Annotated in this window: 22 protein-coding genes; 7 read left to right on the plus strand and 15 right to left on the minus strand. The window is 67.5% G+C overall.

Annotated features, from left to right (window positions below; translation table 11 throughout):
• Positions 1-173: 173 nt before the first annotated feature.
• From LTH96_RS09925 to LTH96_RS09935, 3 genes are all read right to left on the minus strand, one after another.
• On the minus strand, positions 174-653 hold the full coding sequence (locus LTH96_RS09925) for an inorganic diphosphatase (protein ID WP_241465779.1): 480 nt from the start codon (positions 651-653) through the stop codon (positions 174-176).
• Between the two features lie 119 nt (positions 654-772).
• Positions 773-2,062 (minus strand): DNA glycosylase AlkZ-like family protein, encoded by a 1,290-nt coding sequence (locus LTH96_RS09930; protein ID WP_241465581.1) that lies wholly within the window; start codon positions 2,060-2,062, stop codon positions 773-775.
• Positions 2,055-2,780, minus strand: coding sequence for a GNAT family N-acetyltransferase (locus LTH96_RS09935; RefSeq protein WP_241465582.1), 726 nt, complete (start codon positions 2,778-2,780; stop codon positions 2,055-2,057). Before LTH96_RS09935 ends, LTH96_RS09930 begins: the two co-directional genes overlap by 8 nt.
• Before the next feature lie 135 nt (positions 2,781-2,915).
• Between LTH96_RS09935 and LTH96_RS09940 the strand changes: the two genes are divergently transcribed.
• Positions 2,916-4,631: a carbon starvation protein A gene (locus LTH96_RS09940; protein WP_241465583.1), complete on the plus strand. Its 1,716-nt coding sequence runs from the start codon at positions 2,916-2,918 to the stop codon at positions 4,629-4,631.
• A 77-nt stretch (positions 4,632-4,708) separates the two neighbouring features.
• On the opposite strand, the gene LTH96_RS09945 is transcribed toward LTH96_RS09940, so the two are convergent.
• The gene (locus LTH96_RS09945) at positions 4,709-5,497 is read right to left on the minus strand and encodes an HAD family hydrolase (protein WP_241465780.1); all 789 of its coding nucleotides are present in this window, start codon (positions 5,495-5,497) and stop codon (positions 4,709-4,711) included.
• A 320-nt stretch (positions 5,498-5,817) separates the two neighbouring features.
• Between LTH96_RS09945 and LTH96_RS09950 the strand changes: the two genes are divergently transcribed.
• Complete coding sequence (locus LTH96_RS09950) at positions 5,818-7,188, plus strand: hypothetical protein (protein ID WP_241465584.1); 1,371 nt, start codon at positions 5,818-5,820, stop codon at positions 7,186-7,188.
• Positions 7,189-7,265: 77 nt separating this feature from the next.
• Here the strand turns inward: LTH96_RS09950 and LTH96_RS09955 are convergent, their stop codons facing one another.
• The gene (locus LTH96_RS09955) at positions 7,266-8,645 is read right to left on the minus strand and encodes an ROK family transcriptional regulator (protein ID WP_241465585.1); all 1,380 of its coding nucleotides are present in this window, start codon (positions 8,643-8,645) and stop codon (positions 7,266-7,268) included.
• Between the two features lie 114 nt (positions 8,646-8,759).
• On the opposite strand from LTH96_RS09955, the gene xylA reads away from it, so the two are divergent.
• Together xylA and xylB are read left to right on the plus strand one after the other, a co-directional pair.
• Complete coding sequence (gene xylA, locus LTH96_RS09960; RefSeq protein WP_241465586.1) at positions 8,760-9,941, plus strand: xylose isomerase; 1,182 nt, start codon at positions 8,760-8,762, stop codon at positions 9,939-9,941.
• Between the two features lie 204 nt (positions 9,942-10,145).
• Positions 10,146-11,591, plus strand: a complete 1,446-nt coding sequence (gene xylB, locus LTH96_RS09965) for a xylulokinase (RefSeq protein WP_241465587.1) — start codon at positions 10,146-10,148, stop codon at positions 11,589-11,591.
• A 182-nt stretch (positions 11,592-11,773) separates the two neighbouring features.
• Here xylB and LTH96_RS09970 read toward each other — a convergent pair whose 3' ends face one another.
• The 6 genes from LTH96_RS09970 to serS all read right to left on the minus strand — a co-directional run bounded on the left by LTH96_RS09970 (position 11,774) and on the right by serS (position 19,851).
• Complete coding sequence (locus tag LTH96_RS09970) at positions 11,774-14,140, minus strand: glycoside hydrolase family 3 N-terminal domain-containing protein (protein WP_241465588.1); 2,367 nt, start codon at positions 14,138-14,140, stop codon at positions 11,774-11,776.
• A gap of 120 nt (positions 14,141-14,260) precedes the next feature.
• The gene (locus tag LTH96_RS09975; protein WP_241465589.1) at positions 14,261-15,202 is read right to left on the minus strand and encodes a carbohydrate ABC transporter permease; all 942 of its coding nucleotides are present in this window, start codon (positions 15,200-15,202) and stop codon (positions 14,261-14,263) included.
• A complete protein-coding gene (locus LTH96_RS09980) occupies positions 15,199-16,110 on the minus strand; it encodes a carbohydrate ABC transporter permease (RefSeq protein WP_241465590.1) in 912 nt (303 codons plus the stop codon). The genes LTH96_RS09975 and LTH96_RS09980 overlap by 4 nt, the downstream gene beginning before the upstream one ends.
• A gap of 87 nt (positions 16,111-16,197) precedes the next feature.
• Entirely contained in the window at positions 16,198-17,490 is a 1,293-nt protein-coding gene (locus LTH96_RS09985) for an extracellular solute-binding protein (protein ID WP_241465591.1), read from the minus strand.
• 452 nt (positions 17,491-17,942) lie between these two features.
• A complete protein-coding gene (locus LTH96_RS09990) occupies positions 17,943-18,446 on the minus strand; it encodes a Dps family protein (protein ID WP_241465592.1) in 504 nt (167 codons plus the stop codon).
• Positions 18,447-18,561: 115 nt separating this feature from the next.
• A complete protein-coding gene (gene serS / locus LTH96_RS09995; protein ID WP_241465593.1) occupies positions 18,562-19,851 on the minus strand; it encodes a serine--tRNA ligase in 1,290 nt (429 codons plus the stop codon).
• A 124-nt stretch (positions 19,852-19,975) separates the two neighbouring features.
• Here serS and LTH96_RS10000 point away from each other — a divergent pair, with 124 nt between their 5' ends.
• On the plus strand, positions 19,976-21,184 hold the full coding sequence (locus LTH96_RS10000; protein ID WP_241465594.1) for a diacylglycerol kinase family protein: 1,209 nt from the start codon (positions 19,976-19,978) through the stop codon (positions 21,182-21,184).
• A gap of 126 nt (positions 21,185-21,310) precedes the next feature.
• Here LTH96_RS10000 and pheA read toward each other — a convergent pair whose 3' ends face one another.
• Positions 21,311-22,273, minus strand: a complete 963-nt coding sequence (pheA, locus tag LTH96_RS10005) for a prephenate dehydratase (RefSeq protein WP_241465595.1) — start codon at positions 22,271-22,273, stop codon at positions 21,311-21,313.
• On the minus strand, positions 22,270-22,599 hold the full coding sequence (locus tag LTH96_RS10010; protein ID WP_241465596.1) for a rhodanese-like domain-containing protein: 330 nt from the start codon (positions 22,597-22,599) through the stop codon (positions 22,270-22,272). The genes pheA and LTH96_RS10010 overlap by 4 nt, the downstream gene beginning before the upstream one ends.
• A gap of 87 nt (positions 22,600-22,686) precedes the next feature.
• Here LTH96_RS10010 and LTH96_RS10015 point away from each other — a divergent pair, with 87 nt between their 5' ends.
• Positions 22,687-24,213 (plus strand): amidase, encoded by a 1,527-nt coding sequence (locus LTH96_RS10015; RefSeq protein WP_241465597.1) that lies wholly within the window; start codon positions 22,687-22,689, stop codon positions 24,211-24,213.
• A gap of 135 nt (positions 24,214-24,348) precedes the next feature.
• Here the strand turns inward: LTH96_RS10015 and LTH96_RS10020 are convergent, their stop codons facing one another.
• Positions 24,349-24,549 (minus strand): CsbD family protein, encoded by a 201-nt coding sequence (locus LTH96_RS10020; protein WP_241465598.1) that lies wholly within the window; start codon positions 24,547-24,549, stop codon positions 24,349-24,351.
• A gap of 118 nt (positions 24,550-24,667) precedes the next feature.
• Complete coding sequence (locus tag LTH96_RS10025; RefSeq protein ID WP_241465599.1) at positions 24,668-26,065, minus strand: uracil-xanthine permease family protein; 1,398 nt, start codon at positions 26,063-26,065, stop codon at positions 24,668-24,670.
• A gap of 287 nt (positions 26,066-26,352) precedes the next feature.
• Here LTH96_RS10025 and ectA point away from each other — a divergent pair, with 287 nt between their 5' ends.
• A complete protein-coding gene (ectA, locus tag LTH96_RS10030; RefSeq protein ID WP_241465600.1) occupies positions 26,353-26,898 on the plus strand; it encodes a diaminobutyrate acetyltransferase in 546 nt (181 codons plus the stop codon).
• Positions 26,899-26,916 lie beyond the last annotated feature (18 nt).

Raw genomic sequence — 26,916 nt, forward strand, 5'->3', positions numbered from 1 at the left:
TCATCCAGGACCTGGTCTTTGAACCAGGCCGGGTATCCCTGTCCGGTCCGGGGTCGGGGGTGATGTGGTGAAGGCACTTGCAACTCCTGAATCTCAGGCTGTTGCAACCACCACTAGAACCCGCAGGCGGAAAAGTCGCTCAGATCGCCCACTCGATGTGAAGTCGGGCTGGGTCAGCCCTTGAAGCGCTCGATGGAGCGGGTCAGCTCGGCCTCAGCCTCTTCGCGACCGGCCCAGCCCTCGATCTTGACCCACTTGCCGGGCTCGAGGTCCTTATAACGGGTGAAGAAGTGCTCGATCTCCTGGCGCGTCCACTGATCCACATCCTCGAGCTCCTGGATGTGATCGAAGCGCTTGTCCTTGGGGACGCAGAGCAGCTTGGCGTCGCCGCCGCCATCGTCGGTCATGTTCAGCACGCCCACCGGGCGGGACTCCACGACGACGCCGGGGACCAGGTCCACGCCCGGGATCCAGACCATCGCGTCCAGCGGGTCACCGTCTTCACCGAGGGTGTCATCGAAGTACCCGTAGTGGGTCGGGTACTGCATGGGGGTGAAGAGCACGCGGTCGAGCCGGAGACGGTGGGTCTCATGGTCGATCTCGTACTTCACGCGGGAGCCTTCGGGAATTTCGATGGTGACATCGTGAGTCAGGGCCACGGGTTCTCCTAGTGTTGAGCGTCAAGAGCACTGCTGTGCGGCCGCACCGGAAGCCCGTGAAGGATTCTCGCTGCGCGTCCGCTTCCACGGCCAAGCGTACACATTGCGCCCGGTCAACGGTCTCGTGCGGCGTCCCGGAGCTCCACCTCGGTGCCGAGCTGGGCGCCCAGCGTCCCGGCCCCGGCGCGGGCCCGGGCCGTGACCGCGCGGGTGCTGTGTCCACGTTCAGGGAAGATCCGATTGAGCTGCAGCACCCCGCCCACGCGCTGGAGGTCCACCCGGCCGACCATCTCGGTGCCGGAGAGCACCGCCATGACGTAGTGGCCGTAGAGCCGCTTGTCCTTGGGCACGTAGGCCTCGAAGCTGTAGTCGAAGTCGAAGATCCGGCGGGCCCGACCGCGGTCTCGCAGCAAGGGGTCGAAGGGGCCGATGAGTCGGGACTGGGCTGCCGGTGCGGTGCCGGGCGGCGAGGTGGTGTGTGGGGAGGGCTGCGGAGTGGCGCCTGCCTCAGGGGCGGCGCGATCGGGCACCGGGTCCAGCAGCTGTGGGTGGCAGTAGGCGAGGTCCTTCCATCCCTGGACCTGCAGCGCGGTGAGCCCGGCGAGCGCGATGCCACGGGCGGCGTCGGCGGTGGAGAGGTGGTAATGGTGGGCGAAGTCGGCCGCGGTCATCACCGCGAGGGTTCCGGCGGCCCGGCGGGCGAGATCGGCGCGCAGCTGATCCCTCGGGAGGTGTGCCGCTTCGAGGATCGGTGCAGGCAGCGCGCGTTCAGGCAGGTCGAAGAGCCGGATGATCCCGTTGCGCGCGGTGATCACCAGCTCCCCGGTGCGGACCATGAGCTCGGCGGCGTGCTTGATCTCAGACCAGTTCCAGCCGGTGGTGCGCGTGGCGCCCATCGCGGCTTCGATGGCGCCGATCTGGGCGCCGCTCTCCGCCGCGGCGACCACCTCGCGGATCTGCGCGCGCATCTTCGGATCGAGGCTCAGCGCGTAGGTCTCGCGGACGCGTTCGCGGCGCAGCTGCAGCAGCGGCCAGTCCTCGATCGGGAACACGCAGGCGACCTTGGTGAAGGCCTCGAAGGAGACCGGCGCCCCGTGCAGCGGAGCTCCCGCCGGCCAGAGCGAGGAGTCGATGTCCTCGGCCCGGGCGCTTCGCGGCAGCCGGGTCAGCGTGGTGAGCCGCTGCGCGGTGGAGACCCGGGTGAGCGGGTCCAGCTGGATCAGCCCGATTCCGCGCAGGACTCCCGCCGCGCTGGCGTAGAACCCGGGGCCGGCCGGGGCAGGGATGTGCTGGGCACCTGTGACGACGGCGCGCACCCAGTCGGTGCTCACGGGCAGCGCGGGCGTCGTCGTCGCCGGGGGTGCCGGCGTCGAGCGCGCGGGGCCTGCCTCTGACTCAGTCATGACCGAAGAAGCCCCTGAGTCGGTCGTTGCCGGTGACCTGGATCTGCCAGGGCGGGCGGAGCAGGTCGTTCTTCGGCAGCCGGAACATGTGCTCCCATTCGGACTTCTCGCCGTGGGCATCCGGGACCCGACGGGTGCCGGCGGTGAAGTAGCCCAGCGTCTCGGCGACCCGCCGCGAGCGCTCGTCCCAGGTGGAGGCGCCGGACTCGGCGTATTCGGCGCCGAAGTGGTCGAAGGCCCACAGCAGCATCGCGGCGTGAGCCTCGGTGCCCAGGCCCTGGCCCTGCCGGTCGGCGCGCAGCCAGCTGCCGGATCCGATGGTGCGCAGCACGGACCAATCCTCGGCGCGGCAGTCCCGCATCCCGATGAGCTCACCGGGCTCTTGGGTCAGGCAACCTTCGGCGCTGCCGGCACCCTTGAGGAAGATTCCGAGCATCAGACTCCACTGGTCTGGGCCGATCTCGGATCGAGTGGACCACAGCCGCGGCAGCGCACTCTTCGGCAGTCCTGCAGCTTCCTGCTCGTTCCTGGCATGGCGGAACGGATTCCTGCTGGTCTGGGTGACCCCCGAGGTCGCGGCGTCCACATACGCAGGAAAGTCGGTCTCGCGCACGACCCGCAGCTCAATCCGCGCGGATTGGATGCGCAGGCCGAAGGGCGGCCAGAGCTCCTCCAAGGTCAGTGCGGGGGTCAACGGGCGCTCGCTGGGCTGAGGCATCTGATGATCCTAGTCGCGCGTCACGACTCGGCGGTGTCCTCGCTCACACAATCTGCGTACTATGTCTGCCATCACATCATTCGCACCGTAACCGGCGCCTGCCCTCATGCAGGCGCCCCCAATGAGGAGGTCAAGATGGACGGAGTCAACTCTCTGGTCATCGCCGCGATCGGCGTCGCTATGATGCTCAGCGGCTATTTCCTGTATTCGCGGTTCCTCGCGAAGAAGGTCTACAAGCTCAACGCGGAGTTCAAGACGCCCGCACATCAGTTCAACGACGGCGTGGACTACGTCCCCACGAACCGTTACGTGCTCTGGGGCCACCACTTCACCTCGGTGGCCGGCGCAGCGCCCATCGTGGGCCCCGCCGTCGCCGTCATCTGGGGCTGGCTCCCGGCGTTCATCTGGGTCACCGTCGGCACCGTGTTCATCGCGGGCATGCATGACCTCGGCGCACTCTGGGCCTCCCAGCGCAACCGTGGCCAGTCGATCGGCACGCTCTCGGGTCGCTACATCAGCGCCCGCGGCCGCAACCTGTTCCTGGTCGTGGTCTTCCTGCTGCTGCTCATGGTGGTCGCAGCCTTCGCCGTGGTGATCTCGAACCTGCTGGTCTCCCAGCCGGGGGCGGTCATACCCACCTGGGGCGCGCTGATCGTCGCGCTGCTGGTTGGTCAGGCGATCTACCGGTTCCGCTGGAACCTGCTGGCAGTCACCGCAGTCGGCGTCATCGCGCTCTACAGCCTGATCATCCTGGGCAACGCGTACCCGATCGAACTGCCGGAGAGCACCTTCGGCCTGGCGCCCAACGGCGTCTGGATCATCGTGCTCTTCCTCTACGCCGGCATCGCCTCGCTGCTGCCGGTGTGGGTGCTGCTGCAGCCACGTGACTACATCAACGGCGTGCAGCTGTTCATCGGTCTGGGCATCCTCTACGGCGCAACGATGTTCGCCACCCCGACCATCGTGGCTCCGGCGATCAACACGAACCTGCCTGAGGGCACCCCCTCGATGATTCCGCTGCTCTTCGTCACCATCGCCTGTGGCGCGATCTCCGGCTTCCACGGCACCGTCGCCAGCGGGACCACCTCGAAGCAGCTGGACCGGGAGACCGATGCGCGCTTCGTCGGATACTTCGGAGCCGTGGGCGAGGGCCTGCTGGCCCTGGGTGCGATCATCGCCACCACCGCCGGCTTCCAGACGCTGACCCAGTGGGAAGAGGTCTACTCCTCCTTCAACGACAACCCGGTCGGGAACTTCGTCGCGGGCGGCGGCGCGATCGTCAACGCGGGCCTCGGGATCCCGGTGGGTCTCTCGGCCACCATTCTGGCGACCATGGCCGTGCTCTTCGCGGCGACGACCATGGACACCGGCGTGCGCCTGATGCGCTTCGTGGTCCAGGAGATCGGCGAACTCGCGAAGATCCGGATCGGCGTCATCACGGCGACCATCGTGGTGATCGTGATCGGTGGCGGGCTGACCTTCTCGCAGGGCGCCGACGGCTCCGGCGGCATGCTGATCTGGCCGCTGTTCGGCACCACCAACCAGCTGCTGGCCTCGCTGACCATGGGCATCATCGTGGTGATGCTGATGCGCAAGAACCGCCCGTTCCTGCCGGTGCTGATCCCGATGGCGTTCGTGCTCGTGATGAGCTCCTACGCCGCTGTGGTCCAGGTGTTCAGCTTCCTCGAGAACGGCGAGTGGCTGCTGTTGACGATCAACGTGGTCATCATCTTCGCCGCGGTCTGGGTCCTGGTGGAGTGCATCATGTCTATGAAGCGGGCGTGGAGCGGGGAGAAGGAGCCCGAGGACGACGTCGCGCTCACCGCAGACGAGAAGCTGCCCCTGCGCTGACCTAGCTTCCTAGAGCCCCACCCTCATCGAGTGGGGCGGCTGGGGCGGATTGGGCGCGGGGTGACCGCCCCCGCGCCTCAATCCTGCTTCAGAATGCTGCGCAGAACCGGCACCAGTCCGTCTTCCTCGACCGGGGCGGTGAGCTCGTCGGCGACGTCGATCACTTCTTGGGGCGCCTGCCCCATGGCGACGCCGCGGGCGGCCCAGCCGAGCATCTCGATGTCATTGCGCCCATCACCGACGGCGACCGTGTCCTTGGCGGGCACCTGGAGCCGTTCGCGCAGCGCCTCCAGGGAGGACCCCTTGCTGACTCCGGAGGCGGCGATGTCGAGCCACGCCGACCAGCCCACCGAATAGGTGACTCCGTGCAGGCCGATGCTCTGCACCGCGGTGGCGAAGTCCTCAGCGGTGGACTCGGTGGAGTTGACCACCAGCCGGACGGCCTCGGCCTCCTTCATCTCCTGGAAGCTCACGCCGCGGGCATCGAGGCCGAAGGACATGTCCTCGAAGCGTTCGGTGGAGAGGAAGTCGCCGACGGAGGTCTCGATGGCGTAGCGGGCATTCGGCAGCCGCTCCACCAGCGCGTCCAGCGCGGGAGCGGGGTCGAAGATTCGCCGGTCCAGGACCTCGTAGCCGTCCTCGAGGGACACATCGATCCGCACGGTCACTGCGCCGTTGCTGCACACCGCGTAGCCGTGTTCGATGCCGAAGGTCTCGACCACGGGAAGCGTCGCCGGCAGGGACCGGCCGGTGGAGACCACCACCGTGTGCCCCTCGGCCACCAGGGCGCGACCGACCTCCTTCACGGCGTCGGACATCCGACCGTCGTGGAAGACGATCGTGCCGTCCACGTCCAGGCAGACCATCTTCTTCCCCGGGGTATGGGAGAAGCTGCCGCCTGCGCCGGCCGCCGGGATCGAGAATTCTTCAGAAGTCGTCACTGCAGATGTATTCATTGTCATCACACTCGCTCGGAAGGGGTAACCGGTCATTATGCCTTATGGGTCAGTCTTGCACCCCCGCACCCCGAGGTTCGGCACGAATAGGCCGGACTATCGCCTTTTGGGTACTGTTGCCATACATGTAACTCTGCGTTTCACTGCCACCGTCCGCCTGGTCTTCAGCCGGGTCGGGGCAGTGTCAGGGAAGCGCAGAGAATTGCGACGCTTCGTAGGAGGCACCACAAATGGACGCGATGAACTCGGTATCCATCACCGGCGGCGGATACACGGCAGAGGTCAGCCTTCTCGGCGGCCAGCTGCTCAACCTCACACATCACGAGGACGAGCTCATCGTGCCCGCCGCGAAGACCGACGGCTCCTTCGCCGGGGCCGTGCTGGCTCCGTGGCCCAATCGGACCAAGGGTGGCAGCTACACCTACAACGGGGTGGAGCACCTGCTTCCGGTCAACGAAGAGGCCACCGGTGCCGCCCTGCACGGACTGCTCATCGACCTGCCGCTGCGCGTGATCTCCGAAAAGGAGTCCGAGGTGCAGCTGGCGGGCTGGCTGGAGAGCTCGGAGGGATACCCCTTCGGCCTGGACATCGCCCTGACCTACCGGGTCTCCGCCGACGTCGGCCTCGCCGCGACACTGATGGCGCGCTACCGCCCTGAGCAGCTGGAGGACGGCGCCCCGGAGACCGAGGCACCTCTTGTCGAAGCTGATGACAGCGTTCTGGCCGCAGACGGCGTCGAAGCCGGTGATCTTGAAGCCTCAGAAGGCGCGAGGGACGACGACGACGACGTGAGCCCCGGTGCCGACGAGCCCGACAGCGCAGGCCTCAGGGCAGCCGAGCCCGACAGCGATACGCCTGACGCCGACGCTGCAGACGCCCTCGCCGCAGACAGCGACACCCCTGACGGCGACACCCCCGACGGCGAAACAGCCGAGGACGAGGATCTCAAGCACGACCTGGCTGCCTCCGCCAGCGAAGACCAGGAGAGTGCGGCCCCAGACGCCGCGGTCGCCGATGCCGACGCGACAGACACCGAAGTCGCCGACACCGACGTCCCCGACGGCGAAGCCTCAGAAGCCGAAGTCCGCGACGCCGACGCCCCTGATGCTGACATCGATGGCACCGACGCGACCCCCGCCCAGGTCCCGCAGACCGCGCCCTTCGGCGCCGGCTTCCACCCCTACCTGACTGCTGGTGGGGCCTCGCTGAGGGAATGCCGGCTGCGGCTCCCCGCCCGGACGATGCTCAAGACCAAGGCCGATGGCACTGTGACCGGCCGCAAGTCGGTCTCTCAGGACTTCGACCTCACCAACGGCCCGCTGCTGGCCGGGCGCAACATCGATCACGCCTTCACCGATCTGCCCGAGGAGGGCTGGACCGCGGAACTCATCCACGGGCCCTCAGGGTTCGTGGTGCGCATGATCGCCGACTCGCCCTGGGTCCAGGTCTACACCGGGGAGCGGATCGATCGCGCCGGGGTGGCCATCGAACCGATGACCTGCCCGCCGAATGCGCTCAACAGCGGTGAGGACCTGATCCACCTGGAGCCCGGGAAATGGTTCCGCATGGGCTACAGCATCGAAGCCATCCGAGCCGACTGACACCCCTCAGCTGCGGCGCTCCACTCATGGGCACACGCTGCCCGGGGTCATGCAGGCTCGGTTCATGCAAGCTGGGTTCACCCGGGCTGGGGGACCCACTGCAGCGGCGCGTCCACCACGCAGCGCATCGCGCGCAGCGCACCGCCGGTTGCCGCCGGTGCCGACTGGCTCGAGGCGGTGCGCACCCGGAAGGTGCTCCACTGCGCGGAGAGCACCCGGGAGTTGAGCTCCTTCTCGATGCGCGGACGCAGCATGTCCGCGAGCGGGCCGTAGACCCCGCCGAGCACGATGTCGTGGACGTCGAGCAGGTTCATCGCCCCGGCCAGCGCCACGCCGAGCGCCCATCCGGCGCGGTCGATGGCCTGGCAGGCGGTCCGGCCGGCGTCGTCGTCGCGCTGACTGAGCTCCACCAGGTCCTGCGCGGTGGCGGTGCGCTCCATCCCGGCGGCCGCGAGCAGAGAACGCTTCCCGGCGTAGGTCTCCAGGCAGCCCAGCGCTCCGCAGCCGCACTGCGGCCCCTCCGGTTCCACCGAGATGTGCCCGATCTCTCCGGCCCAGCCGTGCTGTCCGACGTCGACCACTGATTCGATGACCACGGCGGCCCCGATGCCCATCTGCGCGGAGACGTAGAGGAAGGTCTGCTCCTGCTGATCAGCCGCGGCCAGCTCCTGCGCCACCGCAAGCGCTGCGAGCTTGGCCTCGTTCGCGGCATGGATGAATCCACCAAAGGCGTCACGGTGCTCACCGACCAGCAGCGGCACGGCGTCCACGCCGCGCCATCCGAGGTTCGGGGCCAGCACCAGCGAATGCTCGTCGGCGCCGATCAGGCCCGGCAGTGCCAGGACGGTGCCCACCACGCGCGCGCCTCGGGCGGTGGCCTGCTGGGCCACCCGCAGCGCCATCGCACCAGCCCGAGGCAGCACGGCTTCTGGATCCGAGCCGCGGAAGTCTCCGTCGATGATCTCCTCGGCCAGGGTCTCCCCGGTCAGATCCAGCGCACGGGCCGCCATGAAGTCCACGCTGATCTCCACGCCGAGCCCGGCCAGGGTCGCGCGCGCAGGGTGCAGCGGCACGGCCGGCCGGCCGCGGGAGCCCCCGCCGACGGCCGGGGAGCCTTCGCGGATGATCCCGGCGGCGAGCAGGTCATCGACCAGCCGCGAGACGGTGGAGCGGGTCATGCCGGTGCGCATCGCCAGGTCAGCCCGGGAGAGCGGCTCGACGGCGGAGAAGATCTCTTCGGTCAGCAGCAGCAGGTTGGATTCGCGCAGCGTCTCTTGGCGGGCGCCGGGGCGGGAGGACTGGTCGCTGGCCGCTCCGTCTCCGCGCGGGGCGCGGGAGAAGTCGCCGTGGTCGTCTCCGGAGCTGCGGCCCAGCCGGGCGAGCGAGCCGCGCGAGGTCACGCCGAACGCCGTACTGGGGCTCGGTCCTGCCGTCCTGCGGGGAGTGTCTCGGTTCACGGACTTGATCTTAGCCCCAATAGGATTTAGGTTACATCTAGAAACAAAATGAGTGCCGGGTCACAGCTTTCCCGGTGCACCCGGAACCATTCCTTTTCCTTGCAGGAGGCCCCCATGGCATCGACGCCAGCATCTGACTACAAGCTTTCCTTCGGTCTCTGGACCGTCGGATGGACCGCGCAGGACCAGTTCGGTTCGGCCTCCCGCCCTGCGTTCGAGCCCTGGGAGTACCTGCCGAAGCTGAAGGAGGCCGGCGCGTCCGGCGTCACCTTCCACGACGACGACGTCGCCCCCTTCGGCACCGACGACGCCGAGCGCGAGAAGTACTTCACCCGGTTCAAAGAGGTGGCGGACGAGGTCGGTCTGAAGGTCGAGATGGTGACGACCAACACCTTCTCCCACCCGGTCTTCAAGGACGGCGGACTCACCTCCAACGATCGCTCGGTGCGCCGCTTCGGCCTGCGCAAGCTGCTGCGCAACGTCGACCGCGCCGCGGAGTTCGGCGCCGAGACCTTCGTGATGTGGGGCGGCCGTGAAGGCGCTGAGTACGACGGCTCCAAGGATCTCTTCGCCGCCCACGAGCGCTACGCCGAGGGCGTGGACACCATCGCCAGCTACATCAAGGACAAGGGCTACGATCTGCGCATCGCACTGGAGCCCAAGCCCAACGAGCCACGCGGTGACATCTTCCTGCCGACCATCGGTCACGCGCTTGGCTTCATCGCCCAGCTCGAGCACGGCGACATCGTCGGGCTGAACCCGGAGACCGGTCACGAACAGATGGCCGGACTGAACTTCACCCACGGCATCGCGCAGGCGCTGTGGGCGGGCAAGCTCTTCCACATCGATCTCAACGGTCAGCGCTCCATCAAGTATGACCAGGACCTGGTCTTCGGCCACGGTGAACTGGCCTCGGCGTTCTTCACCGTCGACCTGCTGGTCAACGGCTTCCCAGGCGGCGGACCGAGCTACGACGGCTGGATGCACTTCGACTACAAGCCCTCCCGCACCGATTACGTGCAGGGCATCTGGGACTCGGCCAAGGCCAACGTCGAGATGGTCACCATGCTCGCCGACAAGTCCAAGGCCTTCCGTGCGGACCCCGAGGTCCAGGCTGCGTTGAAGGACTCAGGCGTCTACGAGCTCGGCGAGTCCACCCTGGCCGCCGGCGAGTCGCTCACCGACTTCCTCGCCGACACCTCCAGCTACGAGAAGTTCGACGTGGACAAGGCAGCCGAGCGAAACTACGGCTTCGTGAATCTCAACCAGCTGGCCATGAAACACCTGATCGGCTGATCCTCACCAGTTCGGCCGGGCCTCGGCCGAACAGCTGAGCTTCACCGCGTGGCCGGTCGCATCAGGACACTGGAGCGGCCGGCCACCGCTGTGGGACCCTCGAGAAACGACCCCAGACCATCCCCCACGCCAGCTCCCCCGCCAGCGCCAAGGGCCGACCCTGACCGGCAGCCTGCCCGGGCGAGCGTCACGAAAGGACACCGCATGCCCACTCTGGTCGCCGGTATCGATTCCTCCACCCAGTCCTGCAAGGTCGTCATCCGTGACGCGCACACCGGAGAGCTGGTCCGCACCGGCTCCGCGAAGCACCCCGAGGGCACCGAGGTCGCCCCAGCCGCCTGGTGGGCTGCGCTGATCGACGCCATTGCGGCCGCCGGCGGGCTCGCCGACGTCGCCGCCGCCTCGGTGGGCGGGCAGCAGCACGGGATGGTCGCCCTCGATGCCCAGGGCGAGGTCATCCGGGACGCGCTGCTCTGGAACGACACGCGCTCAGCCGATGCCGCGGCCGAGCTGATCGCCGAATACGGCGGCGGGACCGAGGGTGCCGCAGCCTGGACAGCGATGACCGGCTCGGTGCCGGTGGCCTCGCTGACCGTGACCAAGCTGCGCTGGCTCGTCGATGCGGAGCCGGAGAACGCCGCCCGCTTGGCCGCCGTCGCACTCCCCCACGACTGGTTGACCTGGAAGCTCTCGGGCTCCACCGAGCTGGCGGACCTGGCCACCGATCGCTCCGACGCCTCCGGCACCGGCTACTTCGACACCGCCGCCGGCAGCTACCGCTATGACCTGTTGGCCCGCGCCCTGCGGATCTCCGAGGACGCCGCCCGGGAGATCATCCTGCCGCGCGTATGCGGACCGCGGGAGCAGGTGGGCACCGGGGACCCAGCCCGCGGCTGGGAGCACCTGCTGCTGGGCCCCGGCGCCGGGGACAACGCCGCCGCGGCCCTGGGTCTGGGCATGAGCACCGGCGACGTCGCGCTCTCCATCGGCACCTCCGGCGTGGTCTCCGCGGTCTCGCCGGAGCCCATCCAGGACCCCTCCGGAATGGTCACCGGCTTCGCCGACGCCACCGGGGAGTTTCTGCCGCTGGCGGTCACCCTCAACGGATCGCGAGTCCTCGACGGTGCCGCGAAGATGCTCGGAGTGGACCACGCCGGGCTCGCGGACCTGGCCCTGGCCGCACAGCCCGGCGCCAACGGGCTGACCCTGGTGCCCTACCTCGAGGGGGAACGCACTCCGAACCTCCCCTACGCCACCGGATCCTTCATCGGGCTCACGCTGGCCTCGATGAACCCGCAGGACGTCGCGCGCGCCGCCGTGGAAGGCCTGCTCTGCGGCCTCGCCGACGGCCTGGAGGCGATGACCTCCCAGGGCGTCCCGGTGGAGTCCATCACGCTGATCGGCGGCGCTGCCCGCTCCGCGGCAGTCCAGCAGATAGCCCCGGCGATCCTGGGCCGCGAGGTCAGCGTCCCGGCTCCCGGCGAGTATGTCGCCGACGGCGCCGCCCGTCAGGCCGCCTGGGTGCTCTCCGGAGCGCCCAATCCACCAGCCTGGTCCACGGTGGAGACCCAGACGATCACCGCCACCCCGACCCCGGAGGTCCGCCAGGCCTACGCCGCCCGCCGCGGACTCATCGCCCAGAAGCACTGAGGCGCTCGCTCCGTGCCGAGCGACCCTGATCCGGATCACGGACCCGTGGCACATCGTCTGGCTGCACGAGGTGAGCCGCCCCTCCCCCAGAGCCCCGATGAGGGAAGCCCCCGACGCTGATGCGCCGGGGGCTTCCCTCATCCCTCGCTGATGCCTCGGCCGCCGGCCAGCTGAGAGTGGACCTAGCTGACGCGTGTCGGAGTGGTCAGCACGCGCTGGCCGTTGATCTCCCGGACGTCCCCGATCAGCGTGACTTCGGCCTGCAACGGCAGCTCCCCGACCGAAGGACCTGCGTAGAGGTCGATCGCCCCGGGCTCCACGATCCGGCGGTAGTGCACCCCGGTGAAGGAGAACCGGTCGGCGTGGACCTCGAAGGTCACGGTGCGGCTCTGCCCCGGAGCCATCTGCACCTTGGCGTAGCCGAGCAGCTGGCGCACCGGACGAGCCACGGAGGCGACCCGGTCACCGAAGTAGAGCTGGGCCACCTCCTCGGTGGGCCGGTCTCCGGTGTTGGTGAGCGTCATCGAGACCTCCACGGTGCCGTCGACCGGGATCTGTGCGCCTGAGACGAGGAGATCCGAGTACTCCACGGTGGTGTAGCTGAGACCGTGGCCGAAGGGGTAGAGCGGGGTGGGATCGAGATTGGACACGCCCTGGCTGTTGAGGCCGAGCGGGGCCGCGATGTAGCCCGAGGGCTGTCCACCCGGGTGGACCGGCACGCCGATCGGCAGCCGCCCGGTCGGCTCGATGGCCCCGCTGAGCAGGTCCACGATGGCCGGGCCGCCTTCTTCTCCGGGGAAGAAGCCCTGCACGATCGCCGCGCAGCGCTCCGCCAGGCCGCCCAGGGCGTAGGGGCGGCCTGAGATGACCACCAGCACCACGGGAGTGCCGGTGGCCAGCACGGCTTCGACAAGCTCGTGCTGGGCGCCCGGAAGCTTGAGGTCTGCGACATCGCAGCCTTCGCCTGAGGTGCCGGCGCCGAACATGCCGGCCAGGTCGCCGACGGTCACCACGGCCAGGTCTGCCGCGGCCGCGGATTCAGCGGCCGCGGCGATCTGGGAGTCGTCGTAGCTCACGATCGGGGAGCCATAGCTGTAGGTGACCTCGGCCTGGGGGTAGGTCTCACGCAGAGATTCCAGCACCGAGGGCATCGGCACGCCGATTCCCTTGTGCGGGAAGGTCCCGGCGGGGTACTTGGCCAGCACGTGGTTGGGGAAGGAATAACAGCCCATCATGGTGCGCGGCTCGTCGGCGGAGGGACCGACGACCGCGATCCGCCTGCCGGCCAGAGAATCGGCGGTGACCGGCAGGACGCCGTCGTTCTTCAACAGCACCAGGGACTTCGCGGCCACGGTGCGAGCCAGGGCCCGGTTGCTGTCTGAGTCCAGGTTCACCGACTCATCGATGCTGGGCTCCCAGTCGGCGTCGTGCGTCCGGCGGTCGAGCAGGCCGAGCTCGGCCTTCTGTCGCAGCACCCGGCGCACCGAGGCATCCAGGATCGATTCCTCGAGCAGCCCGTCGCGGACCTGCTGAGCCAGCGTGCGGTAGCCGCCGGTGTGCGGCAGCTCCACGTCGAGCCCGGCGGAGATGGCCAGCCGCGCGGCCTCGGCCTGGTCGGCTGCCACGTGGTGCATCTTCTCCAGGAACGCCACCGACCAGTAGTCGGCGACCACGGTGCCTTCGAAGCCCCACTGCTCGCGCAGCACCTCGGTGAGCAGCCAGTGCGAGGCGGCCGGGGCTTCGCCGTCGATGTCGGCGTAGGAGTTCATCACCGAGCCGACCTTGCCCTCGCGCACGGCGAGCTCGAAGGGGTAGAAGATCATGTCGATGAGTTCACGTCTGCCCATGTGCACCGGGGCGTGGTTCCGGGCCGCCCGGGAAGCGGCGTAGCCGGCGAAGTGCTTGAGCGTGGCGATGATCCCGCTCCCCTGCAGACCCTTGACGTAGGCAGTGGCCAGCGTGCCGATCACATAGGGGTCCTCGCCGATGGTCTCCTCCACCCGGCCCCAGCGGGCGTCGCGGACGACGTCGAGCACCGGGGAGAGCCCCTGCTGGACGCCGGTGGCGGCCATGTCCGCGCCGATCGCGGCGGCCATCTCTTCGATGAGCTCCGGGTCGAAGGTCGCACCCCAGGCGAGTGAGGTCGGGTAGATCGTGGCCTGATAGGCGGTGTAACCGGTGAGGCACTCCTCGTGGGCGATCGCGGGGATGCCGAAGCGGTTTGCGGCGACCACTGCGGCCTGCCGCTGCCGCAGGTCCGCGGCACCTTCGGGCACCGAGAGCGCGACGGTGCCGTAGGTGCGGGTCAGGTGCCCCTCGCCGTCGAGGATCTCGGACTCGAAGGGCAGCTTGCCCGAGGACATGGCGTCCTCCATCGGCGCGACCTCACCCTGGGCGTCCTTGTCCTCGCGCATCTCCCAGTGCGAGCCGAGCTGGGATACCTTCTCCTCCAGCGTCATCTCTTCCAGCAGCGCCTCGGCGCGCGCCGCCGCCGAGAGGGAGGTGTCGTTCCAGGGGCCGGTGATGCGTTCGGGCGTGGGGTTGCTCATGTGTGAACTCCTAGGGATATCGGCGCAGCGCAGCTGTCGCGGTCAGTCGAGGAACAACAAAGCTGCCGATCGAGAAGGACCGGCAGCTTCGCCGAGTGGATCAATGCGTGGTGCCGAGTGTCACTTGCCGAAACCGGCGGTCAGACCGGCCACGATGTGGCGGCGGGCGAACATGTAGACCACCAGCAGCGGCAGCGCGGAGAGCACGACGGCGGCCAGGGTGGCCGGCACGTCGATGCCGAACTGGCCGCTGTACTCCCACAGCGAGAGCGGCAGGACCCGCACGTCGCTGCTCTGGGTGAGCACCAGCGGGAACAGGAAGCCGTTCCAGACCTGCAGCGCCTGGTAGATTCCCACGGTCATCAGGGCCGGCTTGGCCATGGGAAGCACCAGCGCGGTGAGGATCTTCCACTCTCCGGCGCCGTCGACCTTCATCGACTCGAAGAGCTCCATCGGGATGTCGCGGACGAAGTTCACGATGATCAGCACGCTCAACGGGATCGCGAAGGCGATCTGCGGCAGGATCAGCGCCCAGAGGGTGTCATAGAGCCCCAGCTGCTGGATCAGGTAGTACACCGGGATGATCGTGGCCTGCACCGGGATCGCGATGCCCAGCAGGATGATTTGAAACAGTCGCTTCCCGCCCAGGGTGGTGGACCGAGCGATGTAGTAGGCCGCCATCACTGAGACGGCGAGCACGACGGCGACCGTCGAAAGCGTCACGATCAGCGAGTTGGTGAAGTAATGGAAGAAGTCGTTCTGGATCACCCGGATGAAGGGGGCGATCGTGGGATTCGTGGTGGGCAGCAGCTGGTTGGACGAGCGCAGATCCTCGCTGGTGCGGAACGAGGTGATGACGATGTAGTAGATCGGCAGGATGATGATGGCCAGCCAGAGCCAGCCGCCGAGGCCGCCGAGGATGTTCGGCTTCTCTCCCGGGGCGCCGGTGCGGCGGACCTTGTTCTGCTTCACGTCGCGGCGCTCGAAGCCGGGCACCTCGGGGGCGAGGGCCATGCCGGCGTCGGGGGTCGCGGATTGGGTGCTTGCGGTGGGAGTCATCATGCGCCTGCCTTGTCGCTCTCCATCTTGGATGAACCGGAGATGATGTTCAGCGCCAAGGAGAGAGTCAGTCCGATGGCTACCAAGATCACCGCGATGACCGAGGCGTAGCCGAGGTTGTATGAGCTGAAGCCGGTCACGTACATGTCCAGCGGCAGGATCCGCACCGCGTTGGCGGGCTGGCCGCCGGTGAGCACGAAGATCAGGTCGAAGTAGGTCAGTGAACCGACCAGCATCAGCGTCGAAGAGGTGATGATCGTGTAGCGCAGCTGCGGGATCGTGATCGAGAAGAACTGCCGCACCCGGCCGGCGCCGTCGATGGTGGCGGCCTCATACATGGACTGCGGAATCTGGCGCACCCCGGCCTGGTAGAGCAGACCATGGAAGGGCACGAAGCACCAACCGACCACGAAGATCATCACCCACATGACCAGGTCGGAGTTCGCCAACCAGTCATTGGGCAGCCAATCGAAGGGCAGGGCTGCGGAGAGGCCGTAGTTCGGGGAGAACAGCGACTGAAAGGTCAGGCCCACGGCCACTGAGGAGAACAGCAGCGGCAGGAAGTACAGGACCGCGAGCAGCGCGCGGTAGCGCTGCTGTCCTGCCATGAAGACGCCGAGCAGCAGGGCCACGGGGGCCTGGAAGAGGTAGGAGCCGATGACGAAGGTGATGGTCAGGCCCAGAGCGGTCCAGGTGAAGGGCCGGTCGAAGAGCACCGCCTGCCAGTTGCTCAGACCCACCCAGGTGGGCGAGCCCAGAACGTTCCACTCCATGAAGGAGATCACGACCACCCCGAAGAGCGGTATCAGTGCGAATATTCCGAAGAACAGAACAGCCGGCAGCGCCATCAGGAATGAAGGTCCCTTATGGCCCAACCCGGTCGTCCTGCTTCGAGCAGCGGTTTCAGTCATGAGCTCGATTCAGATTCCTGTTGTCGGTGCAGGGCAATCGGTCCGGGGCGGCTGATGGAGCCGCCCCGAACCGATTGTGGGGGTACATCAGAGCGAGTTCATCGCTTCGACGAACTGCTCGGGGGCCATGTCCCCGCGGAGGATCTGTGACAGGTTGTCCGTCAGCGGCTGGGCCACCTCAGGAGCGACTGCCTGATCCCAGGAGAGCTGGAAGTGATTGGCTTCGCCCACCAGCCCGCTGGAGAACTCGAGGAAGTCCGCGTCATCGGTCTCCGCGATCTGATCCTCGATGTCGGACAGCGGCGGCAGCGAACCGGCTTCCAGCATGGAGGTCACGGTCTCCTCGTTGTAGAGGTTCTCGCTGATGTAGTCGAAGGCGATCTGCTGCTCCTCCTCCGAGGCGTCAGCAGAGACCGACCAGAAGTTGGCGGGGTTGCCCACGATGTTCGAGGGATCACCGGCGCCGTCCTCCAGAGTCGGGAAGGAGGTGAAGCCGAAGTCACCGGACTCCGCGAACTCCGGGAAGTCCTGATGGATCGTGGAATAGACCCAGGAGCCCTGCAGCAGCATCGCGGCCTGTCCATCGGCCAGCAGCTGGGCGTCCTCGTTCTGGTCAGCGGTCACCGAGTTGTAGGTGTCGATGAAGCCGCCGTTCTCACCCAGGTCCTGCATGGTCTCGAGCGCGAAGAGGATGGACTCGTTGTCCCATGCGCCCTCTTCACCCTCGACCACGGCCTGGAAGACCTCTTCGCCCCCGTGGCGATCGGTGAGGTACTGCAGCCACATCAGTGCCGGCCAGACGGAGCCGCCGGCCAGCGAGAAGGGAGCGACGTCGTTCTCGTTGAAGGTGTCGATGGCGGCTTCGACGTCTTCCCAGGTCTCAGGGATCTCCACGCCTGCCTCATCGAAGACTGACTGGTTGTAATACATGACCACTGGCTGCACGTCGTTGAGCGGCACCGCATAGGTGCTGTCGTCGACCTGACCGTTCTGCCAGACCGAATCGAAGACCCGGGACTCCAGCTCGCCGGTGTGCTCGCTGAGGTCGACGATGCGCTCTTCCTCGGCGTATTCCAGCAGCGCGCCGCCGGTCCAGGACATGATCAGCGTGGGCGCCTCGCCCGAGCCGACCGCCGTACGGATCTGACCCTTATAGGAGTCGTTCTCGATGGCTTCGGTGTCGATCTGAGCATCTTCGTTCGCTTCGTTCCAGCGGTCGAAGTCCTCCTGGATGGCCGGCCAGCCGCCGCCGGTGAGAATCCATGCGTCAGCATCGGCATCGCCGCCACCACCGCCGTTGTCGTCGCCGCCACAGGCCGAGAGCGCCAGGAGGGATGTCACTCCGAGGCCTGCAGCGGCCACTCGAGTTGTTCTGCGCATCGTTGCGTCCTTTCTCATCAGTGCGAGCCCCAGCTCTGTACCGGTACATCGCCAAGGTCTCCCCAGCACTCCGGATCGGCCGGACGGGTGACTCAGCAGTACAGCGCCAAAGTCCGAACCAGATCCGGTCCTGAAGCCAAAACGGGCCTGGTTAAGACTGTGATCTGGATTTCGTCTTGCCGTAAGACTAAATAGGCCCTGGGTGTGTGTCAAGACACACCACATGACCGCTGTCACAGTCGCGCAACACCGATGACCACTGTCTTCGGCGACTTCACAGGCCCCTTACCTCGGCCACCAGGGGTCTGAGCCCGCACGTTAAATTCACGGGTGGCCAGACCCCCTTGAGCTGAAGCGTCCAGGTGTCAGTCGGTGGGCTGACGCAGAAGAGCCCCCGTCGGCACCGGAGAGGTGCTGACGGGGGCTCTTCGAGGGAGCTCAGGCTCAGTCGATCAGGAGGCTGCGCCTGCCTTGTCCAGGTGGGAGCGGATGAACCACTGGAACAGCTCGAGCTCCTTGACCTGTCCGACGAGAAGATCCTCGGTGATCGGGTCGAGCTCGCCGACCTTGTTGAGCACATCGCGGTGATCGCCGATGACGCCGTCGTAGACCTTCTCCAGCTCGGCCAGGTGCGAGGCACCATCGGCCTTGAACAGCGGGTAGTCCTCCCAGCTGCGCTTGGTGACCAGCTCGCCGCTGAGACCCGAGGGGGACCCGCCGAGAGTGGCGATGCGCTCTGCCACCTCATCGGCGAAGCCTCGGACGACCTCGGTCTGCGGGTCGAGCATCTCGTGGATGGCGATGAAGTTCGGGCCCACGACGTTCCAGTGCACGTGCTTGAGCACGAGGTGGAGGTCGTTCAGGGCGTACAGGCGGTTCTGCAGCAGACCGGCGATCTCGTGACCGTTCTCCTGCGCCAGACCTGGCGCGGTGTAGTCGGAGTACTTCTGAGTCATGTGACACTCCTTGTGCTGTTGAGGCAATTGGCGCTGTTCGGCGCCGACCCTCTTGATACTAATGATTCAGAAAAGCGCTGGCTAGGCAGACGAGCCTATCCTCAGTCGAGTTCGGTCACACCACCGGCTCGATGACCTCCAGGCCGCCGAGGTATGGGCGCAGCGCGGCAGGGACCCGGACGGTGCCGTCGGCCTGCTGGTGGTTCTCCAGGATGGCCACCAGCCACCGCGTGGTGGCCAGGGTCCCGTTCAGCGTGGCCAGCGGCGTCGTCGGCCCCTTGGAGCCGTCTTCCTTGAGCGTGCGCTCGCGGATGTTGAGCCGGCGCGCCTGGAAGGTGGTGCAGTCCGAGGTAGAGGTCAGCTCGCGGTAGGTCTGCTGCGAGGGCACCCACGCCTCGCAGTCGTACTTGCGGGCGGCCGAGAGGCCGAGGTCTCCGGCCGCGATGTCGACCACCCGGTAGGGCAGCTCCATCTTCTGCAGCATCTGTTCCTCCCAGGCCAGCAGCTTGGCGTGCTCGGCGGCGGACTCCTCGGCGGTGCAGAAGGTGAACATCTCCAGCTTGTTGAACTGGTGCACGCGCAGGATCCCGCGGGTGTCGCGGCCGTGGGAGCCGGCTTCGCGGCGGTAGCAGGTGGACCATCCGGCGATCCGTTCCGGCCCCTTCGCGAGGTCGAGGATCTCATCGGAGTGATACCCGGCGATGGCCACCTCGGAGGTGCCCACCAGGTAGAGGTCGTCGCGCTCGAGCCGGTAGATCTCGTCGTCGTGCTCCACATCGAAGCCGGTGCCGGCCATGGTCTCCGGGCGCACCAGGGTGGGGGTGATCATCGGGGTGAAGCCGGCTTCGATCGCCTGGTCCATGCCCATCTGCATCATGGCCAGCTCCAGGCGTGCACCGATGCCCTTGAGGAAGTAGAACCGTGACCCTGAGACCTTGGCTCCGCGCTCCATGTCCAGCGCGGCGAAGGACTCGGCGAGTTCGAGGTGATCCTTGGGCGTGAAGCCCTCCGCGGCGAAGTCACGGGCGGCACCCTCTTCGCGCAGCACGATGAAGTCCTCCTCGCCGCCGGCGGGGACCCCTTCGTGGATGAGGTTGGGGAAGGCTGCCTGGAGGCGGCGCAGCTGCTCCGCGGCGCCCTGGGATTCTGCCTCGGCGGCCTTCACCTGGTTCGAGAGGTCCTTGACCTCGGCGAGGAGCTGCTGCTTCTCCTCCCCGGCGGCCTGTGCGACCTTCTTGCCGAAGGACTTCTGCTCCGCGCGCAGCGTCTCGAAGCGCGTGATGGCGGCGCTGCGTGTCTGCTGCGCGGCGATCAGCGAGTCCACTGCGGACTCGTCCGCCTGACGTGCGCGCTGGCTGGCCCGGTACTTCTCGGGATTCTCGATGAGGTCCTTGATGTCGATCACGCCCCCAGCTTATCGCCACCGGCGCCCCTGGGGAGCTCATCGATCAGCCGCCCCCCGCCAAGGGTGAAGATGACTCCGGACAGCACCGGTTCCCCCTGGAACCGGCCGCAGTAGACTGAAGATGATGACTACCGCCACGCTCAGCGCCCTCCTCTGGTCCACGCTCGCTCTTGCTGCGATCCTGCTCGTCGCCGTGGTCTGGCTGGGCATCGCCCACCACCGGCTGCGCCGGAGCACGGCCGAACTCACCCAGGAGCTCGAAAGCAAGCCTGCGGTTCACCCCTCGGTGACTGCCGATGGCCCCGGGCGACTGGTGGCGGTCGTCGTGAACCCCACCAAGGACCCCGCCGACGACGTCGTGCGTCAGATCCACTCCGCCTGTTCCCGGGCGGGAATGCCAGCACCCCTGGTGATGGCATCCAGCGCGGAGGACCCCGGCCATGAGATGACCCGGCGGGCACTGGAGGCCGGCGCCGTCACCGTCATCGCGGCCGGAGGGGATGGCACCGTGCGCGCTGTGGCCGCCGAGATCGTCGGCACCCAGACGGCGCTGGGCATCGTGCCGCTGGGCACCGGAAATCTCTTCGCCCGCAATATCGGGCTGCCGTTCCAGGACCTCCGGGCCTGCGTGGATGAGGCCATACACGGCCGCAGCCACCGTGTGGACACCCTTGATCTGAGCCTTGAACGACCGGACGGGCGCACCGACGAGGAGAACTCGCTGGTCATCGCCGGTGGCGGTCTCGACGCTGAGGTCATGGGAGACACTCGGGACGCCCTGAAGCAGCGCGCCGGCTGGCTCGCCTACGGCGAGGCCGGGCTGCGCCACATCATGGGCTCCCGCTCCGCCATCTCTGTCTCCATCGACGACGGCGCCGCACAGGCCTACCGGGTGCGCTCGGTCCTGCTCGCCAACTGCGGCTCGCTGCAGGCCAACATGCTGCTGGTGCCCTCGGCGAAGTTCGACGACGGACACATGGATGCGGTGCTCTTCACCCCCCGCCACGCGTGGGACTGGGCGAGGATCATGGCCAAGACCGTGACCCGCTTCGCCGCCGACATCCCCGTGATGACCGTGCGCCAGGCCAAGCGCGTGAAGATCACGATGGCCGAGCCGATGCCGTTCCAGATCGACGGCGACGCCATGGGCGAGGTCATCAGCGTCTCAGCACGGGTCCGCCCGCGTGCCTTGGTGGTCAACGGCGTCTCCGTCCGGGGCATCCAAGACATCGAGGCCGCGCACGAAGACTCCGAGGCGGACCAGGCCAGCGATCATGCTGAGCAGCCGAGGCTCACCGAGGGTCGGATCACCAAGGAGCCCCAGGGGGGCTGATCAGACCGGCTTCGCCGAGCGCGGGGCCCGCGCCGGGTTCTCTTACGCGTGGTGCAAGCGAGCTGATCCCGTTCACCCGGCTCCCACCCTCGGCTTCGCCGAGCGCGGGGCCCGCGCCGGGTTCTCTTACGCGTGTCTCAGCGAGCTGATCCACGCGGAGGCGGCGGTGAAGGCTTCGTCGGAGACTTCCGCCGTGGTCTGCTGGGGCTTGCGATCGGCTCGGGGGTAGGAGCCCAGGAACCGGATCCCCGGGGCGATCCGGTGGATCCCGGCGAGCGCATCTGCCACGCGCGCCTCGTCGATATGACCCTCGAGGTCGATGGAGAAGTAATACTGCCCAAGACCATCGCCGGTGGGTCGGGATTCGATGCGGCAGAGGTTGACCCCGCGGGTCGCGAAGTGCTCGAGCAGCTCCATCAGGGCTCCTGCCCGGTCCTGCGGCAGCGGAATCATGATCGTCGTCTTGTCCGCCCCTGTCATCGGCGGGGTGACCCCGGGCCGGGAGACCAGCACGAACCTGGTCACCGCACCGGTCACGTCTTCGATGCCGCGCTGCAGCACGTTCAGGCCGAGCTGCTCGGCCACCAGCGGGGAACAGACCGCCGCGTCGGCCAGGGGTGCGTCTGCCTGCAGCCCACGGGCCGCCGCTGCGGTGGAGGAGGCTGGGACGAACTCCGCACCCGGGATTGCGGACTCGGCCCAGCGGCGCACCTGGGCCCACCCATGGGTGTGGGTGGCCACGGTGCGGATCTGCTCCAGGGGCAGCGGGGCCGCGGAGGCCAGCACGAAGCTGATCTTCACCAGCTCCTCGCGCAGGATGTGCAGCTGATGCCTCACCGAGATGGCATCCAGGGTCGCAGTGACCCCACCCTCCACTGAATTCTCGATCGGGACCATGGCGGCGTCGACCTCGCCGGATTCAACCATGTTCAGCGCGGTCAGCACCGAGCCGGCCGGCACTCGCGCGGCGTGGTCCGAGCCGGGCACCTGCAGCAGCGCGGCCTCGGTGAAGGTGCCGGCGGGCCCGAGGAAGGAGTACCTCGGAGCACTGGCCTGAGACTGCGCAGAGGGGTTCGTAGAGGTATTCATCGGACCTTGGGTGCTTCCCCGGTGGAGGACCTCATCGGACGCCCGGCCTCGAGCCAGCCGCCCATGCCATCGGCGACGAAGACTGCGGAGTAGCCCTGAGAGGTCAGCCAGGCGGTGATCCGCACCGAGCGACCACCGGTGCGGCAGATGACGTAGTAGTCCTCGTCCGGATCGAGCTCAGCCTCGAACCGTCCGGGGATCTCGTCGACTGGAATGTGCAGAGCCCCCGGGGCGTGCCCCTCGGCGAACTCGTAGCCCTCCCGCACATCCAGCAGGGCGGCGTCGGCGGGGACGTCTGCGGCGCGGACGGTCTCGAAATCTGCCATCTGCGGCCTCCTTCAGAGCGGAACAAACAGGTCTGGTGCGCTGTCAAGACTATCGCCTGCCCAGTTCAGTCCACATAGAGTGAGCCCATGGTGCATCCCGCTGATCCTGCCCCACTCGCCCCGGCACCCTCCACAAGCCAATCGTCTCCGCTGGTCGACTTTCGCGCCGCCAGCGCCGTGCAGTGGCGCCACGACTTCGTCGCCGGTGAGATCTCTGCGGTGGAGCTGACCACCACCGCGGTCACCGCCGCCACAGCCCAGGCCGAGCTCGGCGCCTTCATCCACCTCGACCCCGAGTCGGCTCTGCTGCGAGCGGCTGAGATCGACCAGGTCCGCCGCGCCGTGCTCGATTCCCGCACCGGTGCCGCACGAAGCGCCGCCATGCAGGAACTCGCAGCGCGCGCGCCGCTGCTGGGAATGCCCACCGCCTTCAAAGATCTGGTCGACGTGGCGGGAATGCCCACCACCCGCGGCACGGCCGCACTTCCCGCCAGCATCCCGGCCCACGACGACCCACTCGCACGCCGCGTCCACATGTCGGGGATGATCAGCATCGGCAAGACGCAGGTCCCCGAGTTCGGGCTGCCCTGCTACTCGGAGAACGAGCTCGCACCAGCGGCCCGGAATCCCCTGGCGCCGGAGCGCACCGCGGGAGGATCCACCGGAGGTGGAGCCGCCGCCGTGGCGGCAGGCATGCTTCCGCTGGCGCCCGGCAGCGACGGCGGCGGCTCGGTGCGCATCCCGGCGGCGGCCTGCGGTCTGATCGGGCTGAAGCCAGGGCGTGGACGGCTCCCCGATGACGAACAGCGCAGCAGTGTGCGCAACCTGGCGGTGGCTGGACCGATCGCCCGCACCGCGGAGGACGCCGCCCTGCTCTTCGACGTGATGGCCGGTCACCGTTTTCGCCCAGGTCCTGCCCCCGAGGACCTCCCGGCAGGGCCCGCGCTGCGCCGGGTGCGGCAGGCGCTGCACCAGGGGATGGACCGGCTGAGCATCGGGGTGATCACGGAATCGCCGTTCTCCCCGGAGCTGGACATCGTCCTGGCGGAATCGGCAGTCCTGGCCCTGGAACAGGGGCTCTCGCTGCTGGAACAGCGCGGTCACATCCTGCAGGGCAGCAGCCACTGCACCGGTGCGGAGGCGTTCTGGCCCCCCGATTACCACCGGCATTTCCAGGCGCTGTGGACCACCCCGCTCGGCGAACTGGATCCGCCCGCCGAGCAGCTCGCCGCCATGGCCCCGCTGACCCGTTATTTCATCGAACTCGCGAAGAGCCGCCCGGAACAGCAGACCCGCGAGTCGATCGCCGCGCTGGAGGACTTCGCGGACGACCCCGAGGCCTTCATGGGCCCCTGGGATGTCCTGGCCACACCGATGCTGGCCTACGCCCCGCCGGAGATCGGGTGGTTCGCGAGCCTGACCCCCGAGGAGAACTACCGGGAACAGTGCCGCTTCACTCCCTACAGCTCGGTGGTCAACGTGATGGGCCTGCCGGCGATCAATGTCCCGACCCATACCGACGCCGAGGGTCTGAGCTGGTCGATCCAGCTGATCGGACGCACCGGGTCAGAGGAGCAGCTGCTCGCTCTGGCCGCCACCATGACGCAGGCCTGAGCGGCCAGGAGCTGCGCCCAGGGTCCGCCGGAGAACGGCAGAACACACAACAACGCCGGGTCCGATTTCTCGAACCCGGCGCCGGGAATCTCTCACCTGCGCTCCGCGGTGAGCGGAGCCTCAGAGAGGTCAGATTCAGTTGTCCTTCTTCAGACCTTCGGCAAAGCCCTTGACGCTGTCCTTCGCGTCCTGAGCGACGTCTTTCGCCTTCGCCTGGTTCTTCTGGCCCTTGCCCTCCGCCTCGGCCTCCCGATCGCCGGTCAGTTTGCCGAAGCCTTCTTTGGCGGAGCCGGTGGCTTTTTCGGTCTTGTTGCTGGCCTTGTCATCGAGTCCCATAGGTGATTCCTTTCGTCGGCGGACAATTCTCTTGTCACGCTACCGACCACACTGGGCACTGTCACCCTGATTAGGCATTTTCCAGGGAACTCCCAGTGAACCGATGCCGCACCGCAACCTATGGCTTGCGGCGATCCGGCTCAGCCGCAGGCACGTGATCCGCTTCCTGGGCGGCCAGGTCATCGGCATTGAAAGGGGTGGCCAGGGCGTCGTCGTCGTCCGTGGCGAAGCCGACGTCAGTGCCGCGCCAGCGGGCGATCGCGCTCATCACGTGGTGGATCGCCAGGGCCGCGAAGCTGCCCAGGGCGATGCCCTCGAAGACGATCTCGCCGAAGACCATGGTGAAGTTCGCGATCGCGATGATCAGCGGCACGCCTGCGACGGCGAGGTTGATCGGGTTGGCGAAGTCAACACGATTCTGCACCCAGATGCGCACCCCGAGCACCCCGATCATGCCGTAGAGAACGGTGCCGGCACCGCCGAGCACACCGACCGGCACAGTGGCGATGAGGGCGCCGAACTTCGGCAGCAGGGCCAGCGCGATCGCGAAGAGACCGGCCACCCAGTAGGCGGCGGTGGAGTAGACCCGCGAGGAGGCCATCACGCCGATGTTCTCGGCGTAGGTCGTGGTGCCGGAGCCGCCGCCGGAGCCGGCCAGCATGGTCGCAGCACCGTCGGCCATCAGCGCGCGCCCGGTGACCGGATCGAGGTCCCGCTTGGTCATCAGGGCCACCGACTTCACGTGCCCGACGTTCTCGGCCACCAGCACCAGCACCACCGGGATGAACAGGCCCAGCACGCCGATGTGGAAGGTCGGGGTGGTGAACTCGGGCAGTCCGACCCAGCCGGCGGAGCCGATGCCGGAGAAGTCCACCTCACCGCGCAGCACGGCCACGACGTAGCCGACGACCACGCCGACCAGGATGGAGAGCCGCCCGAGAAGACCGCGGAAGAGCACTCCGGCCAGCAGCATGGACACGATCGTGATCGAGGCGGTGACCGGGGCCTCGTTGACGTTGTTCCAGGCAGCCGGGGCGAGATTCAGCCCGATCAGCGCCACGATCGCGCCGGTGACCACCGGGGGCATCACTCGCTGGATCCAGTGGCTGCCGGCGAAGTGGACGATGAGGCCGACCACCACCAGTCCGAGCCCGGCCAGGAAGATCCCGCCGAGCGCACCCGACATCCCATACTGCGCGGTGGCGGCGCCGACCGGAGCGAGGAAGGCGAAGGAGGAGCCGAGGTAGCTGGGGATGCGACCGGCCGTGATGATCAGGAACAGCACGGTACCGACCCCGGAGAAGAACAGCGTGGTCGACGGCGGGAAGCCGGTGATCAGCGGCACCAGGAAGGTGGCTCCGAACATCGCCACCACATGCTGCATACCCACGCCGGTGGTCTGCAGCCAGCCCAGCCGCTCGTCAGGGGTCACCACCGCGCCGGGTCGAACCGTCTTGCCGTCACCGTGGAGCGTCCATCCGAAACCTGGGAGGCGGCTCTTCTTCTGCGTAGTCATCACAGCAACCTTAGCTTCACCTGAGCACCGTCACACCAGGCGCTGAGCATGGGACCCATCACGTCCTCAACTTTAGGCAATCTGAAAATTAATCACATAATGATTACATTCGTCGTATTTCGTTGTGAAGAAGTGGCAGATCTCCTCCTTCCCTTGCCATACATGGCATCCAACGCTACGGATAACTCTGGGACTAAACTTTTCTGGGCACTCTGAACCGCGATTTCACCCGGTATTCGCGGAGTTCTCGGTTGAATCTCAATGTTGGCTCACTACTGTGGAGATCGATGGCTAATACCGCAGACACCCCTGCCCAGAACTCCGCCGATGCCTCCACGGGCTCGGAACGAGTTGAGATCCGCACGCCCTCCGTGGCCGACGGCACCTCCCTGTGGAGGCTCGCTGCCGGAACCGGCGTACTGGATGTGAACACCCCCTACGCCTACATCCTGTGGGCGCGGGACTTCGCCGAGACCTCGGTGATCGCCGAGGTCGATGGAGAGCCCGCGGGATTCATCTCCGGATACAGCCGCCCCAGCGACCCAGAGACCCTGTTCATCTGGCAGGTCGCCGTCGACTCCCGCTTCCGCGGACGCCGACTGGCCTCCCGGATGCTCGGCACCCTCGTAGACTCGGTCGCCCCGCACCGGCTGGAGACGACCATCACCTCCGACAACGCCGCCTCGATCGCGCTGTTCACCGGTCTTGCACGAGACAAGAACGCCGAGATCACCACCACGGCATTGTTCTCCGAAGCAGTCTTCCCCTCAGCCGACGAGTCTGGAGAAGTACATGCCGCCGAGGACCTCTACACCGTGGCCCCACTGAGCTGACCGGTCACGCACACACCG

This window comes from Nesterenkonia sp. LB17 (genome assembly GCF_022565915.1).
Taxonomy (GTDB): Bacteria; Actinomycetota; Actinomycetes; order Actinomycetales; family Micrococcaceae; genus Nesterenkonia.

What these genes read in the sequence shown, in the direction of transcription:
- LTH96_RS09930 (WP_241465581.1), bottom strand. Translation starts at nt 2,062, where the DNA reads ATGACTGAGTCAGAGGCAGGCCCCGCGCGCTCGACGCCGGCACCCCCG.
- LTH96_RS09935 (WP_241465582.1), bottom strand. Translation starts at nt 2,780, where the DNA reads ATGCCTCAGCCCAGCGAGCGCCCGTTGACCCCCGCACTGACCTTGGAG.
- LTH96_RS09940 (WP_241465583.1), top strand. Translation starts at nt 2,916, where the DNA reads ATGGACGGAGTCAACTCTCTGGTCATCGCCGCGATCGGCGTCGCTATG.
- LTH96_RS09945 (WP_241465780.1), bottom strand. Translation starts at nt 5,497, where the DNA reads ATGGTCTGCCTGGACGTGGACGGCACGATCGTCTTCCACGACGGTCGG.
- LTH96_RS09950 (WP_241465584.1), top strand. Translation starts at nt 5,818, where the DNA reads ATGGACGCGATGAACTCGGTATCCATCACCGGCGGCGGATACACGGCA.
- xylA (WP_241465586.1), top strand. Translation starts at nt 8,760, where the DNA reads ATGGCATCGACGCCAGCATCTGACTACAAGCTTTCCTTCGGTCTCTGG.
- xylB (WP_241465587.1), top strand. Translation starts at nt 10,146, where the DNA reads ATGCCCACTCTGGTCGCCGGTATCGATTCCTCCACCCAGTCCTGCAAG.
- LTH96_RS09970 (WP_241465588.1), bottom strand. Translation starts at nt 14,140, where the DNA reads ATGAGCAACCCCACGCCCGAACGCATCACCGGCCCCTGGAACGACACC.
- LTH96_RS09975 (WP_241465589.1), bottom strand. Translation starts at nt 15,202, where the DNA reads ATGATGACTCCCACCGCAAGCACCCAATCCGCGACCCCCGACGCCGGC.
- LTH96_RS09980 (WP_241465590.1), bottom strand. Translation starts at nt 16,110, where the DNA reads ATGACTGAAACCGCTGCTCGAAGCAGGACGACCGGGTTGGGCCATAAG.
- LTH96_RS09985 (WP_241465591.1), bottom strand. Translation starts at nt 17,490, where the DNA reads ATGCGCAGAACAACTCGAGTGGCCGCTGCAGGCCTCGGAGTGACATCC.
- LTH96_RS09990 (WP_241465592.1), bottom strand. Translation starts at nt 18,446, where the DNA reads ATGACTCAGAAGTACTCCGACTACACCGCGCCAGGTCTGGCGCAGGAG.
- LTH96_RS10000 (WP_241465594.1), top strand. Translation starts at nt 19,976, where the DNA reads ATGACTACCGCCACGCTCAGCGCCCTCCTCTGGTCCACGCTCGCTCTT.
- pheA (WP_241465595.1), bottom strand. Translation starts at nt 22,273, where the DNA reads ATGAATACCTCTACGAACCCCTCTGCGCAGTCTCAGGCCAGTGCTCCG.
- LTH96_RS10010 (WP_241465596.1), bottom strand. Translation starts at nt 22,599, where the DNA reads ATGGCAGATTTCGAGACCGTCCGCGCCGCAGACGTCCCCGCCGACGCC.
- LTH96_RS10015 (WP_241465597.1), top strand. Translation starts at nt 22,687, where the DNA reads ATGGTGCATCCCGCTGATCCTGCCCCACTCGCCCCGGCACCCTCCACA.
- LTH96_RS10020 (WP_241465598.1), bottom strand. Translation starts at nt 24,549, where the DNA reads ATGGGACTCGATGACAAGGCCAGCAACAAGACCGAAAAAGCCACCGGC.
- LTH96_RS10025 (WP_241465599.1), bottom strand. Translation starts at nt 26,065, where the DNA reads ATGACTACGCAGAAGAAGAGCCGCCTCCCAGGTTTCGGATGGACGCTC.
- ectA (WP_241465600.1), top strand. Translation starts at nt 26,353, where the DNA reads ATGGCTAATACCGCAGACACCCCTGCCCAGAACTCCGCCGATGCCTCC.